Origin of the sequence: Methanohalophilus euhalobius (assembly GCF_900215215.1) — an archaeon.
GTDB classification, from domain to species: domain Archaea; phylum Halobacteriota; class Methanosarcinia; order Methanosarcinales; family Methanosarcinaceae; genus Methanohalophilus; species Methanohalophilus euhalobius.
In genome coordinates this window covers 1-14,106 of sequence record NZ_OBDR01000017.1, presented here as the reverse complement: position 1 = coordinate 14,106, position 14,106 = coordinate 1, and the positions used below count along the sequence as shown (strand labels likewise).

At 40.9% G+C, this 14,106-nt stretch carries 16 protein-coding genes, 1 tRNA gene and 1 pseudogene; 10 read left to right on the top strand and 8 right to left on the bottom strand.

Going from position 1 to position 14,106, the window contains the following annotated elements; translation table 11 throughout:
• Nucleotides 1-84: 84 nt before the first annotated feature.
• The 6 genes from CP947_RS10015 to CP947_RS09990 form a co-directional block, all read right to left on the bottom strand.
• Nucleotides 85-480 carry a CRISPR-associated endonuclease Cas3'' gene (locus tag CP947_RS10015; RefSeq protein WP_165868969.1) on the bottom strand — a complete coding sequence of 132 codons (396 nt, stop codon included), beginning with the start codon at nucleotides 478-480 and terminating at the stop codon, nucleotides 85-87.
• 10 nt (nucleotides 481-490) lie between these two features.
• The gene (gene cas5b / locus CP947_RS10010) at nucleotides 491-1,171 is read right to left on the bottom strand and encodes a type I-B CRISPR-associated protein Cas5b (RefSeq protein WP_096713047.1); all 681 of its coding nucleotides are present in this window, start codon (nucleotides 1,169-1,171) and stop codon (nucleotides 491-493) included.
• A gap of 17 nt (nucleotides 1,172-1,188) precedes the next feature.
• Complete coding sequence (gene cas7b, locus CP947_RS10005) at nucleotides 1,189-2,067, bottom strand: type I-B CRISPR-associated protein Cas7/Csh2 (protein WP_241645968.1); 879 nt, start codon at nucleotides 2,065-2,067, stop codon at nucleotides 1,189-1,191.
• Complete coding sequence (locus tag CP947_RS10000; RefSeq protein ID WP_096713046.1) at nucleotides 2,064-3,707, bottom strand: TIGR02556 family CRISPR-associated protein; 1,644 nt, start codon at nucleotides 3,705-3,707, stop codon at nucleotides 2,064-2,066. The genes cas7b and CP947_RS10000 overlap by 4 nt, the downstream gene beginning before the upstream one ends.
• A gap of 503 nt (nucleotides 3,708-4,210) precedes the next feature.
• Nucleotides 4,211-4,633: a phosphate-starvation-inducible PsiE family protein gene (locus CP947_RS09995; protein ID WP_096713045.1), complete on the bottom strand. Its 423-nt coding sequence runs from the start codon at nucleotides 4,631-4,633 to the stop codon at nucleotides 4,211-4,213.
• Between the two features lie 310 nt (nucleotides 4,634-4,943).
• Nucleotides 4,944-5,017, bottom strand: a tRNA-Thr gene (locus CP947_RS09990).
• Nucleotides 5,018-5,108: 91 nt separating this feature from the next.
• On the opposite strand from CP947_RS09990, the gene CP947_RS09985 reads away from it, so the two are divergent.
• From CP947_RS09985 to hisC, 8 genes are all read left to right on the top strand, one after another.
• Nucleotides 5,109-5,654 (top strand): aldolase, encoded by a 546-nt coding sequence (locus CP947_RS09985; protein ID WP_243641487.1) that lies wholly within the window; start codon nucleotides 5,109-5,111, stop codon nucleotides 5,652-5,654.
• 46 nt (nucleotides 5,655-5,700) lie between these two features.
• A complete protein-coding gene (locus CP947_RS09980; RefSeq protein ID WP_096713043.1) occupies nucleotides 5,701-6,312 on the top strand; it encodes a CDP-alcohol phosphatidyltransferase family protein in 612 nt (203 codons plus the stop codon).
• 44 nt (nucleotides 6,313-6,356) lie between these two features.
• Nucleotides 6,357-6,785, top strand: a complete 429-nt coding sequence (locus CP947_RS09975; RefSeq protein ID WP_096713042.1) for an archease — start codon at nucleotides 6,357-6,359, stop codon at nucleotides 6,783-6,785.
• A 17-nt stretch (nucleotides 6,786-6,802) separates the two neighbouring features.
• Complete coding sequence (locus CP947_RS09970) at nucleotides 6,803-8,263, top strand: RtcB family protein (protein WP_207891995.1); 1,461 nt, start codon at nucleotides 6,803-6,805, stop codon at nucleotides 8,261-8,263.
• 198 nt (nucleotides 8,264-8,461) lie between these two features.
• The gene (locus tag CP947_RS09965) at nucleotides 8,462-8,935 is read left to right on the top strand and encodes a PUA domain-containing protein (RefSeq protein WP_096713049.1); all 474 of its coding nucleotides are present in this window, start codon (nucleotides 8,462-8,464) and stop codon (nucleotides 8,933-8,935) included.
• Nucleotides 8,936-9,066: 131 nt separating this feature from the next.
• Complete coding sequence (locus CP947_RS09960) at nucleotides 9,067-9,912, top strand: acyltransferase (protein ID WP_096713040.1); 846 nt, start codon at nucleotides 9,067-9,069, stop codon at nucleotides 9,910-9,912.
• A 71-nt stretch (nucleotides 9,913-9,983) separates the two neighbouring features.
• The gene (locus CP947_RS09955; RefSeq protein ID WP_243641557.1) at nucleotides 9,984-11,090 is read left to right on the top strand and encodes an acetylornithine transaminase; all 1,107 of its coding nucleotides are present in this window, start codon (nucleotides 9,984-9,986) and stop codon (nucleotides 11,088-11,090) included.
• Nucleotides 11,077-12,162: a histidinol-phosphate transaminase gene (hisC, locus tag CP947_RS09950; protein ID WP_096713038.1), complete on the top strand. Its 1,086-nt coding sequence runs from the start codon at nucleotides 11,077-11,079 to the stop codon at nucleotides 12,160-12,162. The genes CP947_RS09955 and hisC overlap by 14 nt, the downstream gene beginning before the upstream one ends.
• Here hisC and CP947_RS09945 read toward each other — a convergent pair.
• A complete protein-coding gene (locus tag CP947_RS09945; protein ID WP_096713037.1) occupies nucleotides 12,157-12,519 on the bottom strand; it encodes a dihydroneopterin aldolase family protein in 363 nt (120 codons plus the stop codon). The two genes, hisC and CP947_RS09945, sit on opposite strands and share 6 nt — an antisense overlap.
• A 103-nt stretch (nucleotides 12,520-12,622) precedes the next feature.
• Here CP947_RS09945 and CP947_RS09940 point away from each other — a divergent pair, with 103 nt between their 5' ends.
• Nucleotides 12,623-13,114: a rubrerythrin family protein gene (locus tag CP947_RS09940; protein ID WP_096713036.1), complete on the top strand. Its 492-nt coding sequence runs from the start codon at nucleotides 12,623-12,625 to the stop codon at nucleotides 13,112-13,114.
• 239 nt (nucleotides 13,115-13,353) lie between these two features.
• On the opposite strand, the gene CP947_RS09935 is transcribed toward CP947_RS09940, so the two are convergent.
• The gene (locus CP947_RS09935; protein ID WP_096713035.1) at nucleotides 13,354-13,824 is read right to left on the bottom strand and encodes a hypothetical protein; all 471 of its coding nucleotides are present in this window, start codon (nucleotides 13,822-13,824) and stop codon (nucleotides 13,354-13,356) included.
• A 186-nt stretch (nucleotides 13,825-14,010) separates the two neighbouring features.
• Here CP947_RS09935 and CP947_RS09930 point away from each other — a divergent pair.
• Nucleotides 14,011-14,106, top strand: a pseudogene (locus tag CP947_RS09930) (IS5/IS1182 family transposase); the annotation flags it as partial.

The window sequence follows — 14,106 nt, the reverse complement described above, 5'->3', positions numbered from 1 at the left end:
ACTGTCAAATGGGTTTTCCTGACAAAAAAGTGAAATTTTTAGGTTGGAAGAGGAGACGGTTTCTTCAGCAAGGAGTGGATACTGTCAAACTTGGGCTGCAAGTTGTTTTTCCAAAATATCGTATTCGTCTAATAATTCAGTTTCATCTTTAGTATTTTTGATACTTCCATGATGTCTCTTTATAGCCAGATAACCCATTAGTTTGTAAGGTTCTGGAAGCCACCAGTATGCGAAAATAGCAGATAGTAAGGAGTGATTTTTCTCAGTTCCAAATTTTCTGGATTGTCTTGATGATTTTTCATCATAAGTTATATAGTCCTGGAAAAATGAAGTTGCTTTACCAAAATCATGTGCCATACATATCTTTTTTATGGCCTCTCTTTTCTCGGAGTTTTCCGTTTGCTTATCGAATATACCTAAAGCAATTGATGTAACACCCTCAAGATGCTCTTTTAAAGACTGGTGAGGGTGTGATTTCAAATTGAAATCTTCATTGGAAAAAGAAAACGTTTTGTCCGACAACTTCATGGAGTTCTCCTGTAGCATTTCCTTTCAATGCACATGGCCTATCATTCTTGAAACCAAACATTATTTTTTCATATTTAGTGTATTCCCGTTTTTCATTATTTGAAACTGGAATATTGTCAGTAAATATTTTTAAATCGCAATGATCAAGATCAAAACAATTAATTGGAATTATACTATCCACATTGTTTCGGGTTTGTGTACGTATACTTTCACACCGGGTTTCAAAAATAATTTTAGCTACATGTTCACTTACACCAAGATAAGGAGTAAAAACTGGTTTCTGATTTTTCAGATGGTCTTCCAGTTCATCAAGTTTCTCTGGTCTCCATGATACAAAAATTCTATATTCAGGGTTTCTCAGGAATTCGGCATTAACTGGAAAGCTAAAAAGGTCATTTTCATTTTTCATGCTAACTAACTTTATTGTCTGCATATCTTTATGAATTGGAGACAGTACCTGAATACCAATCCTCATATCTTTTGTACTTTCATAAAGATCGCCCCTATCTATACCAACAATTGCTCCAATCAGCCCTTTTATTGCTGGTGGATGAATGCATAAAAAAGTAAGAGCAGAAGTAGTGGTATATGGTTTTCTGAATTTTGCATATCCACTTTTCACTCTAAATACCAAGCAGTCCATAAGGAACCTCCATCTCATTAGAAATTAATTACTTCAAATTCTTCTGGGAGGTTGACAATTTTGGCCGTATTGTGCTTATAAATGACAATCTTATCGATGAACTCTTTCTTGGACTCATAATATTCATTTAACTTTTGAAGATCAAGAGTTGTCTGGGAAATATCTCTGACCTCATCTTTAGATGTATCAAAATTGACATCTACGTAATTAAGTTCTCCATCTATTCTATGTTCCTTATATATCACTTCCACCAGTAAACGTGGCATCTGGTTTTTTGAAGTACTCCTGTAATTTATAAGGCCATTAATCAACGCCGTAGTAAATTCACTCAGGTCATTTTCACTTACTTCAATTCCTTGTTTTCTTGCAACATTGTCATTATAAACTGCATATGTTTTAAACAAAGCATAAGGTGTTACATATTTGGACCAAATCGTTGATTGACTTTTATCTTCCCCACCCGCATAAGCAGAATTTCCTTGCATGAATTTTATTTCCGCAGGATTTACGGATTTGCTCCACATGACCTGCAAAGGACCTGTAATGTCATATTTTGGTTTGGTTATGACTGCACCAAAAAGTCTTACATCAATATATTGCTTCAAAATGTATTCTGGTAAATCATTTTCTTTTAGATCAGCATTTTTCATTATCTCTTTGATCAAATTGGTGCAGGACATTACTTTTCCTTTGTCATCCTTTTTTGTTCTTACCAGTACATTGTGGCCCGTAGATTGCCATTCATCACGAATAAACCGCTTTATTCTGACATCTGAGACTTCAAGTTGCCCTGTTATTTCATCATGTCTTGGCTTATTGTCGTTAAGCATATCCCCATTAGGATTTGCCATTGTGCTATCCCATACCAGTAAGTATTCTCGTGTGTTTGCCATCATTCATCCACTCCTTCAACTTTTAGATTATCCTTGGGTTTTCCGATCCACTGCTGCATTCCCCAGAAGAAAATATATTTCGCTTCATCATTTGGAATTTTTTCATCCCCTGCTCCCATAAGCTCTTTTGATGAAGAAAGATAATTATTCAGATATTTTTTGTTTTGAACTCCGTACTTATACATTAATTCTGAACATTGATTTGCAATATATACAAAAGTCTTGAAATCGAATTTCCTTCCAAAGAAAAAGTTCTTTTCAAGATGGGATGTTGCATTCTGCAGATCATCACCACTTTTGTATTTTTTTGACTCGTATATCATGGCATTGTACAAGTGCCCTAACAAGAACCATGCCTTTTTAACAGAGTTGTCAAAGAATTCTGAATTTTCTTCGAAAAACTGGTCTTCAGTTTCATATTCTGCCATTTCATAAACTCCTTTCTTTTTCTCAACTAATTTCCATCCATTACTCAAACATCCACAATCAACAAGGAAATTATACACCCGATGAATTGAAGAGATTTGTTTGTAGCCTTCATAATAATCATGTCTGTATTTTTTCATGGCTCTGGAAAAGAATATTCTTCGATTGATTTTATTGCCATGAAAAATATCACGAAGGTAATTTTTAGCTTCATTAGTTCCAAATATTTCATTAATCTTGGAATTCCCGCCCAAAAGATAAAGTAAAATCTGCCACAATTGAAGGTTGTAACCTGAAGCCGCATATTTATGCTCAAGTTCTGCAATTTTTGTAAAACAAGAAGGCATTACATCTCTTATATGGTATGTGATTTTCCATTCTGATTTTTGTGAAGAGAAAAATATAATGTCTACATTGGTGTGGGATTTACCAATTTGTTTCATCACCAAATCTTCATGATAACGGATATTATTAAGGAGGTTTCGATCCTCTAAATCACCGATATCCGCGTCCTCAAATATCTCTTTTATGTCTTTGTTATAATCGTGAGGCAAGAACAACATTTTACTTCCGCCCCACCATGTTTCCAGATAATTATGGATATATTTGCGACCCGCTAAAATGTTGATTAAGCAATCATAGCAGATGCCATAAGATAAACCGTCGGTGTTTGAAAAGATATTTTTGTCATTGGTATAGCACTTATAAATAATACTGTCATATAATGTATCAGCAAATTGGTTGCACATTTGGCAATATCCGGAATAGTTGACTTTTTTCAGGCCATTTTTTTCAATTTCTTCCAAAAACTTGCCCTTTGCTATATCTACTGGAGTTTTTCCATCCTTCTTGAAAAGAATCACAAAATTTGACCCTTTGTACTCTTCTATTTTTTGATCAAGAGTGTCTTTTATATCATCATACTTTTCTTCAGGGATATCGAGAAAATCAAGAGATTTTTTTATATTTTTTTCTTTGTAAGAATCTTTTTTCACAAGAGCTCCAACAAACCAATTTCCTTGTGTATAAAGCAATCCATCTCTGAAGACCTTCTTTTCAAAATCTCTAGAATCTACCGAAATTGAGTCACCAGAAACATCTATTTCAAGGATTAAATCATAATCTGCACCTTCTTCTTTTTGCCACAAATCAATTATATCCTGTTCCCCATCAATATTCTGGACTGTTTTTCCAATATTACATATGGTTTCTATCATTTTGACATATACCCCAACATAATGATTTTGGCAAGAGATATCCTCCTGTCAATATATATTATATCCCCTATGCATTGAATATTTAGTAAGAGTAAAAAGGTAATGGACTAAAAAAGTTTTTCGGTATGATTACATTATAGCATAATGTTTCATGACTTCAGATTCTTAATATCTGAAATAAACAAGAATATAGTTGATTTTAAATCTGCAAAAAAAGAACTAATCCCCAGCGAGAGACCTGCTTTCAGATGTCGTGGCAATTAATGTTATATTTTTCATTTAAAGGCACCTTTGTCAGGTGAGAGTGTAGTTGACATACAGTACTTAATTGTTAATGGTCCTTTCAGTAGAATCGTTGTAAGTAAAATGGCTACTCTTTTTTTAAGTAAAGACATTTATAATTTTAAAAATTCTTCTTAGAATTTATTATTTGCCCGTATGTGAAACATTATATCAAAAAGCCCTATACTTGCTAATGCACTGCAAATAACAAGGACAGAAACTTATACTTTATCAGCAGGATATTTTATAGCTAGAATTCTTATTAGGCCCAATACAAGTAGTAAGATTGATAAACTTAAAATAAATTCATATTGGATTCGATTTACATAAACTCCAGCTGCTATTTCACGCATAACTATCAAAATAGTAGCATCCGTTATATAGACAATTCTAATGCGTTTATGCTCACGATAATCAACGAAAGTCCTGAAAAGGTCAATAAGAATAAAAATTGTAAGAACGCCAACAACTACGTCGATGAAATTTATATGGATGAAATTACCGCCAAGAAGTTCATATATAATATATCCAACATCATATATAATTTTTAGTAATCCTACAATTATTGCTATTATTAGTATATAAAGGACGGAAAAAGTGACATACCTTATAACTGTATCAAATACTTCATCATGATCTATCATGTTTCCCTTCACGCCCAAATTAGACTATTAGTAATTGGAATGGCATCGATATAACATGTTTGCTCTAAAATATCAATGTTAGCTATTAAGAGAAAGAAAAGGTGCCTTTGTAAAATTCCTCATAGAATAATTTCTAAAGAAATATGCCTGTCCATATTGAATTAGTAACTTGAATCTGGTCCTTTAACCTAATGCAGTTTCAACTTGTTTTTCATGGTCGTATAAGTCCAGATCTAATACCTTAATCTTGTATGGGTAAATAATCAAAAAACCTATATAAAAGGATTAAGGCCTATTACTTGTAGTAGAAAGCCCCGGGCGTGATTTGAACACGCGACCTAGTGATTACAAGTCACTCGCTCTGCCAGGCTGAGCCACCGAGGCGCTTATGGTATCGAATGCAACCCATAGATACCATAATGGCACATAAATTTTATGGCTGGTTGCACTATATCTAACTCTTATGTGGCAGGAAATGGCAAGAATCGGGAAAAAACTCGTGGATCACGGGCTTGTTGAGTCTCATTTTGGAAATATAAGTGTACGTCGGGGCAACAGCATGTTGATAACCCGCAGCGGTTGTCCGCTTGATGAGATCTGTGCGGAGAATGTGGTGGAAGTTCCCATCCATACCTCATGTGAATTTGACAGTCTCGCGTCGTCGGAAACCCGGGTTCATCGGCGTATCTATCAGGAAACTGATGCCGGATGCATCGTGCATGGGCACTGCCCCTTTGCAGTAGTTATGTCACTGCTGGATGAATCTGGCAGCATTGAGCCACTGGATAGTGAAGGTGTGCATTTCCTGGGACATGTGCCTATTGTGGAAGGCAGCATAGGCAGTGAAGAACTTGCCGCAAACTCCGCTGAGGCCCTGTCAGAATCCGAGGGGGTTATCGTCAAAAGCCACGGCACCATATCTACAGGAAAGACCCTGGCCCATGCCTACATCAATACTACCCAGATTGAGCACACCTGTAAGGTGCGTTATTACTATGATCTTGCTAAAAGTTCATTATGAAAGTAAAAGATTAAATCATGGAAGGAACAACTAAGGGGACTATACAATGACCCTGGACCGTTTCAGGCCTGTTTTTGCAGGCCCCATATCAAGACTCGCAAAGATATTTGCAGACATGGGCATAACCCCCAACCAGGTAACACTTGCTTCCCTGCTTTTTTCTGCAGCCGCAGGATTGTGCTATGCCCTGGGAGCGTCCAACATTTTTATGATAGGGGCGGCACTTATATTTGTGGTCCTCAACTCCCTGTTTGACGCGCTGGATGGCAGCATGGCTCGCTATCTCCTCATAAACGACAAGGCCGGGGATTTCCTTGATCATCTGGTCGATCGCTATGCAGATGTTTTTATTGTCGGCGGCCTGATCTTCGGGGGATATGCAGGCTGGGGTATTGGCCTGTTCACAATGGTAGGCATTCTGCTGACAAGTTATCTCGGTACACAGGCCCAGGCATTATCTATCGGTCGATTCTATGGTGGAATTATGGGCAGGGCGGACCGTCTTGTACTGATCATGGCAGCGTCGCTTTTGCACATAATATATCCACAGGCTATATTTGGCTACACCCTGCTTGGCTGGTCCCTTATCCTTATGGGTATTGCTTCCCATGTAACCGCCCTGCAGCGTATACATTTTATCCACACACACCTGGGCTGAAACAGACGCATGATTTAAATTACTCCCCGTAATTGATTATCCTCATGAAAAAATACGAATTCATCGAACATACCGCAGATGCGAGGTTCAAAGCCTTTGGGGCCACCGCAGAAGAAGCCTTCGCAAATGCTGCCCAGGCAATGTTTAACGTTATGATCGATACTTCCGACATTAATCCCCAGATTACCGAATATATTGAATTGCAGGCACCTGATCTGGAAAACCTCCTTGTGGACTGGCTTTCTGAACTTCTTTATCTCTTTGAGGTTAATATGGTTGTATTCAGTAGATTTGAAGTGTTTGCGATTGAGAAAAAAGGCCTTGAATACCTACTTTCAGCAAAAGCAGAGGGTGAACCTCTGGATCTTGAAAAACACGTATTTGACACCGAAGTCAAAGCAGTAACATATAATGACCTTGGTGTACAAATTACATCACAAGGAGTTACGGTACGCATTACAGTGGATACATGAAAAGGGGATTTGATAGGATGGATACAGAAAGACTGGAAATAGAAGGACTTGAACGGATAGATGATGATATATGGGAAGTTCCCACGGGCTACAAACCCGGGATGAGGGTACCGGGCAGGATATATCTTTCAGATAAATTGTTCACCAATCTGGAAAAGGAAGCAGTGGACCAGGTAGCCAATGTGGCCACGCTGCCAGGAATACAGAAATTCTCAATGGCAATGCCCGATGCTCATGTAGGATATGGTTTCCCAATAGGGGGAGTTGCCGCTTTTGATGCCGAGGAAGGTGTCATCAGTCCCGGTGGTGTGGGATTTGACATCAACTGCGGTGTACGTCTGATCAGGTCCAATCTGGTAAAATCCGATGTGGACGGTAAAATCAATGCCCTGCTTGATTCCCTATTCAAGGCCGTACCTTCGGGTGTGGGTTCCAAAAGCCGAATACGGGCATCGGAAAGTGAACTTGAAGCAATCTTCACGAATGGCTCCCGCTGGGCTGTGGAGCAGGGGTATGGTGTAGAAGCTGATCTCACCCACTGTGAGGGTGAAGGCTGCATTGAAGGAGGCGACCCTGCACAGGTCAGCGCCAAAGCCCGCAAAAGAGGCAGGCCGCAGCTTGGAACCCTGGGAAGCGGCAATCATTTCCTGGAATTACAGTATGTGGATGAGATATATGACCCGGTCGCGGCTGAAGCTTTTAATCTCAAACAGGGCCAGCTTACTTTCATGATCCATTGCGGATCACGGGGTGCGGGTCATCAGGTATGCACCGACCACCTGCGCAATCTCACCCGTGCAGTGGAGAAATACAAAATTAACCTGCCTGACAAACAGCTTGCCTGTGCACCGGCACAATCAGAAGAAGCACAGGCCTATTTCTGTGCAATGGCCTCAGCAGCCAACTATGCCTGGACCAACCGCCAAATCATAATGCACCACTGTCGTGAAGTGTTCGAACAACAAATGAATATGGATGCAGATGAATTGGGTCTGAATCTGGTCTATGATGTGGCCCACAATGTCGCCAAACTGGAAGAACATGATGTAGACGGTGGAAAAAAACAGGTTTATGTACATCGCAAGGGTGCCACCCGTGCTTTTCCTGCAGGACATCCCGATGTCCCACAGGCTTACAGGGATGTAGGTCAGCCGGTGCTAATCCCCGGCAGTATGGGTACCCCCTCCTATGTGCTCTGCGGTAAGCAGTCAGCAATGGATGTATCCTTTGGAAGCGCCTGTCATGGTGCCGGCAGGGTAATGAGTCGCTCCGGTGCGAAACGCACTTTCAGGGGAGAACAGATTCAAAAAGACCTCAGTGGCCAGGGCATCTCTGTCAGGGCAGCCCATCCTTCGGTCATTGCCGAAGAAGCACCCGGGGTTTACAAATCCAGCAGTGAGGTTGTGGATGTTGTTGACAGGCTTGGTATTGCAGGTAAGGTCGCAAAACTCATGCCACTGGGTGTTGTAAAAGGTTAAAATTGAGAGAATATGAGGAAGGGAACACATTGTTTGAGGGGATGAATGGTTTTGCTTGGTTACAGTAATTCTGTATTAAACCATATGACAGGTTCCGCTTCCTCATATTCCAATGGGTGACTATAATATTTAAAATGTTTGATTAATCCTCGTGTATTCACCGCTACTCATTTAATGTCCTAGTACTTTTTTATGGCCATGACAAAAGAGGTATCACGTATTAAACAGGTCCGCATTATGGCTGATTACCAGTTCGGGAAGGGGTGTGGGAACATTCTCTTTGCCGGTGACATCACATTCAAGTTATCCCGTACCAAAAGAATCAGGCAGATATTTTCCGAAGGGAAACGTATGGCCACGGTACGTGCGAGAGACGGAATGTTCACTTTAAGTATTGAGGGGGCCTCATTGATTCATTCCCATCTTCCAACACCGGGCTATCGCGTGATGATGTGTGAGGATGCGATCCCCTTTGTCTCAAAAGGCAAAACTGCCTTTGCCAAGCATGTGGAGAACATAGACCCCGATCTGAGGGCTGGAGATGAAGTTTTGCTTGTGGATAAACAGGACAATCTTATTGCTACAGGGCAGTTATTACTTGCCCCTGAAGAAGTTCTTGCCATGCAGAACGGCCCGGCTGTTGATGTCAGGGTTGGGGTTAATAGCAGCTGATATGTAGCTGCAATCAAAATCTAAATATATATTCAAAATAAGCATGTAAATTATATTGTACTTCCTCAGAAGGTGAAACTATCGAAGACGACCAGCTCCTGAAAACCTTTGTAATTCCTCCAAATACGAAAATGGAAGAACATAATATTGTTCTGGATGAGGATATCATAGTAGGGAACCATTCCGATATACGCTACGGTATAATTGCTGATTCGGTTATAATCGGAGAAAGGGTATCAGTATCAGGTGATGTACTTGCCAGGTCTGATATTCGCATAGATATCTGGTCAAAAATCGGTGGCAATGTGCGCTGTGGCGAAAATGGCTATATTGGCGAGTTTGTGAATATAGATGGCAAACTTTTCGTTAATGGAGATCTTGATGTTGGTAATGATGTGAAGATCAACAGAGGGTTTGAAGCTCATGGCTGGATAGTTGTTCGTAATCCTGTGCCTGTAATCACTTACATTTTCCTCTATATCTCCGAACTTCTACGTATGGGTAAGGGTGAAGAAGTAGAAAAGGCTATGAGTGAATTCTTTGAAGAGGAAGCAAAAGAGATCAGTTATGGTGCTATGGTAGTTCCCAACGGATCCCGTATATCTGCAGACTCTATCAGGGTACCCGGGGCAGCTACCATAGGAGATAACTGCAGGCTCGTAGGTAATATAAGGGCTGAATCACTGGAAATGGGCGATGCTACTACTTTGTATGGAAGTATCCGGACAGCCAGTGATATCGAGATCGGTGAAAATAATGCCATCCACGGTAACATTGTCTCCCGGGGCAGGGTTGTAGTGGGTAAAGGCACCCATATACTGGGAGAGATCAATGCTTACTCTATCAGGATTCATGAGGATTCAAGGGTCGATGGTGTTATGCGAGCCACCGGTGGCACCACTTTCATACGTGAAGAAGAAGAGGTCGCCCGGGACAGGGAACTGATAAAACTGGACATAGCAGACCAACCACAATAAAAAGGTGTTCTTTTTTGAGTGAAACTACTGAGATTTATAACTCTATTGTAGAGAAAGATTCAAAATACGTTATGCAAAACTACGGTCGTTATCCTATTGCACTGGAAAAAGGAGCCGGCGCTCTTGTATGGGATATTGCCGGCAAACAGTACATCGATTGCGTTGCAGGAATAGCCGTAAACAATGTGGGACATTGCCACCCCAAAGTTGTTAAAGCAATACAGGAACAGGCAGGCAAACTCATCCATGTATCCAATCTCTATTATACCGATGTACAGGCTGACCTTGCAGAAAAGCTGTCACAGGTTACCGGCATGGATCGCCTGTTCTTCTGCAATTCCGGCACCGAGGCCGTAGAAGCTGCTATGAAACTGGCCCGTGCCTATTCTGGGAAAAAGAACTTCGTGGCCGCAGAAGGCTCATTCCACGGCAGGACAATGGGGGCACTTGCGGTAACTTCCAAAGAAGCCTACAGGAAACCCTTTGAACCCCTTCCCGGCAGGGTTGATTTTGTACCTTACGATAATTCCCCGGCAATTGCAGATGCCATTGATTCGGATACAGCAGCTGTAATTGTGGAGCCCATCCAGGGAGAGGGTGGTGTCAATGTTCCTTCCTCAAATTTCCTTAAAGAGGTCAGGGAAATCTGTGATGAGACCGGTACCCTGTTAATATTCGATGAGGTCCAAACTGGTTTCGGGCGTACGGGCAAGTGGTTCTGTAAGGATTATTTCAATGTGGCTCCGGATATAATGACAATGGCCAAAGCACTGGGTGGCGGATTTCCCATGGGTGCCATTGCAAGCAGGGGAGATATTGTTTTCCAGAAGGGCCAGCATGCCGCAACCTTTGGTGGAGGTCCCCTTGCCTGTGCAGCAGCCCTGGCATCCATTAATGCAATTGAAAAAGAAGGACTCGTGGAACGCTCCCGCATTATGGGTGAGTATTTCGTGCAGAAACTGGAAGGTTTAAACCGTGAGGATTTCCTGGAAATCCGGGGTAAAGGATTGATGATAGGCGTACGTGTGAAGGACTCATGTACGGAGATGGTAACTGCGGGCCTTGGGAAAGGTGTGCTGCTCAATTGCACAGCAGGCAATATCCTGCGTATGGTGCCTCCTCTTGTCATAACCGAAGAACAGGTAGATTCGGTGGTGGATATAATTGGCAATTTATGAACTGGTAAAACCTGAGATCAGGTCGATAGCTCCCTATGTGCCGGGCAAATCGGTTGCCGAGATCGCTGAAAAATATAATCTGGAACCCGATTCAATCATCAAATTAGGGTCAAATGAAAATCCTCTGGGTCCTTCTCCGGCAGCAGTCAGAGCTCTGCAGGAAGCTGCCGGTAATGTGAATATTTACCCTTCGGCAGATGCCAGAGAACTTGTGGATGCGATCTCTGCTTATGTTGGTATGCCCCAGGCCAATATTGTGGCATCCGGTCCGGGTATGGATGGTTTACTTGACGGCCTGATGAGAATGCTCATATCTGCAGACTCGGAAGTTGTGATTACAACTCCCACCTTTTCCTATTACGAGATATCTGCAACTGCATGTGGTGCACAACCGGTATTTGTGAAACGCAATGAAAAATTTGATGTGGATATTGACAGGGTCATTGCTGCTGTAAATGAGAACACAAAAGTAGTCTTCATTTGTTCCCCAAACAATCCCACGGGTAATATCACTGCTGAAAAAGAACTGTGCAGGTTGCTGGATTCTGTTGAGTGCCTGGTCTTTGTGGATGAGGCCTATGTGGAATTTGCAGACTCAGATATTGTATCTCTTGTAGGGGAATATGATAATCTTGTTGTTGGAAGGACCTTTTCCAAAGCCTTCGGACTGGCAGGTTTAAGACTTGGTTACGGTATAATGCCTGCCTGGCTTAAGGTCGAATACATGAAAGCTGCTACTCCCTTCAATGTAAGTGCACCGGCTGTTGCAGCAGGTATTGCTGCCCTTTCGGACAAAAAGCATCGGGAGGCCAGCCAACAAATGGTAATCGATGGTCGTGATTATTTGAAGGTAAATATGCCTTTCAATGTATATGAATCCCAAGCTAATTTTATGCTTGTGGACGTTGCCCCCCATGGTGCAAAGGATGTATGCGACCACCTGTTGCGCAGGGGAGTAATTGTCAGGGATTGCACTTCATTCCGTGATGCAGGGGATTCCTTTATCAGAGTCACAGTAGGTACAAGAGAACAAAATGAAAGAGTAGTGGAAGGCTTTTCGACCTATTTATGAGAGGCTTTCGATCTCATTTATTTTCATGAGTGGGTAATCCAGTTCTTTGTTGTATTTCATAGATGCCCGGATTCTGATATCTCCGTGAATTACTACCAGATGCACTGTCAACATTTTTCCTTCAAGTTCGCAGTATCCGAATTCACCATTTAATTCTTCGGCTATAATGTCCCTGTTTATAGTTACGTTGATCTCTTCAACAAACGGCTGTACAGAAATACTTTCAGCAATGGCTTTTTCCAGGCTATCCACATTTTGCAGGTTAAGGGGTGAACCCGTGAACTGGTGATAGAGGGCTCCCAGTTTGATCCCCGCTTCAAAAGCGGCCATTTGCGCATCATCAGGTCTCTTTTCCATGATTGGTGGGATGGCAGAGTGCTATTTATATTTGTGGATGGGGTACATTTTTACATAGTATCAGGTATAAGGTGGTATGGTTACAAAATAAGGAGTATATTCTATGAGTACACTTGAAAACCTTGAAGGAGCATTTGCCGGTGAGTCCATGGCAAACCGGAAGTATCTGGCCTTTGCAAAAAAAGCTGATGAAGAAGGCTATTCCCAGATAGCGAAACTGTTCAGGGCTGCCGCAGCAGCTGAGACCGTTCATGCTCACAACCATCTGGGAATTATGAATGGTATTAAGAGTACTGAGGAAAACCTCAGGGAGGCCATTGAGGGAGAAACCTATGAATTTGAGGAAATGTATCCAGAATTCATAACACAGGCAAAAGAGGAAGGTAACGGTAAGGCTGTCTGGAGTTTTGATGTTGCCAATCAGGTAGAAGCAATTCATGCCGAACTTTACAAAAAAGCCCTTGATAATGCAGGCAACAATGAAGAAGTTGCGTATTACGTATGTGAAGTTTGTGGCAATACTGTAGAAAATGGTGCACCGGACGTATGTCCAATTTGTGGTGCCCCAGCTTCTAAGTTCAAGAAAATTGATTAAAGTGTCCTGTTGATTGGGACATGTTCTTCTATTTTTTATTTATTGCTGCTACCTGTTGGTTAAAGTGCTGTCATTTTATTTGTTCCAATTAATATTTAGGGCATTTATAAATATGTTTATTGTACAAAAAGGACAAAAAAAACGCTTTCTTTATAAATTATATTTTACACTAAGGGGTTAGTGTATATACAGAAAAGGTGTGAAAATGGGAAAATGCTCCGATCGGGAGAGAGACCGAATCATTCAAGTGTATAATGTGCCCCTAACACCAATAGGGAATACAATAAAGAATCAAATAGAGGGAAATCTTGAGAAACATCTACAACCTCAATGAATTGGTCAAATCCCATTCGTTCCATGTCAAAAGAGGTATAAACAATTCCTTGTGTATAAGGTACGCCTTCAGAATCAATTTGACATGAAGGAGTATTTATTAAAGGATAATTCTTGAGACAAGACTTTGCTATATCCACATAACCCAATTTTGCCAAAATTCTTGCCTGAGTTATCTCTTTCAAACAAGTATTTGTCCCATTGTAATTCTTCAGATCCTCATATGCAGAATTCAAATCAAAGACATATTCTCTTAATATGGCTCTTAATAGAAAGAAATCATTGTCCCTTTTGAAGTTGCTTTCAAGAACATGAAGAGCTTCCATCATTTCTTCATTTTCAATATGATTCTTTAGTATAGATTTACAATTAACCATGATTATCCACCTGTTATAATTAAATGGCTCTGTAGAAACCCTTTCCTCTAACTTCCACTAATACATTATTATTTTTATAAGAAGAGGTCCCCAATGTGATTTTAACCACAAAAACACAAAGGGGATGAATGTGTTTTGTTCCAGATTGGAAATCTGGAACTCCCATTAAATCTGTGATTTAATGGCATGTCAAGCGATTACTTAAACTTTATCGATACAGCTATGTCTGTAGCTGGAAGATCCCATCTTCCAATCTATAGTTGTAAATACTCCAAGCGAAAA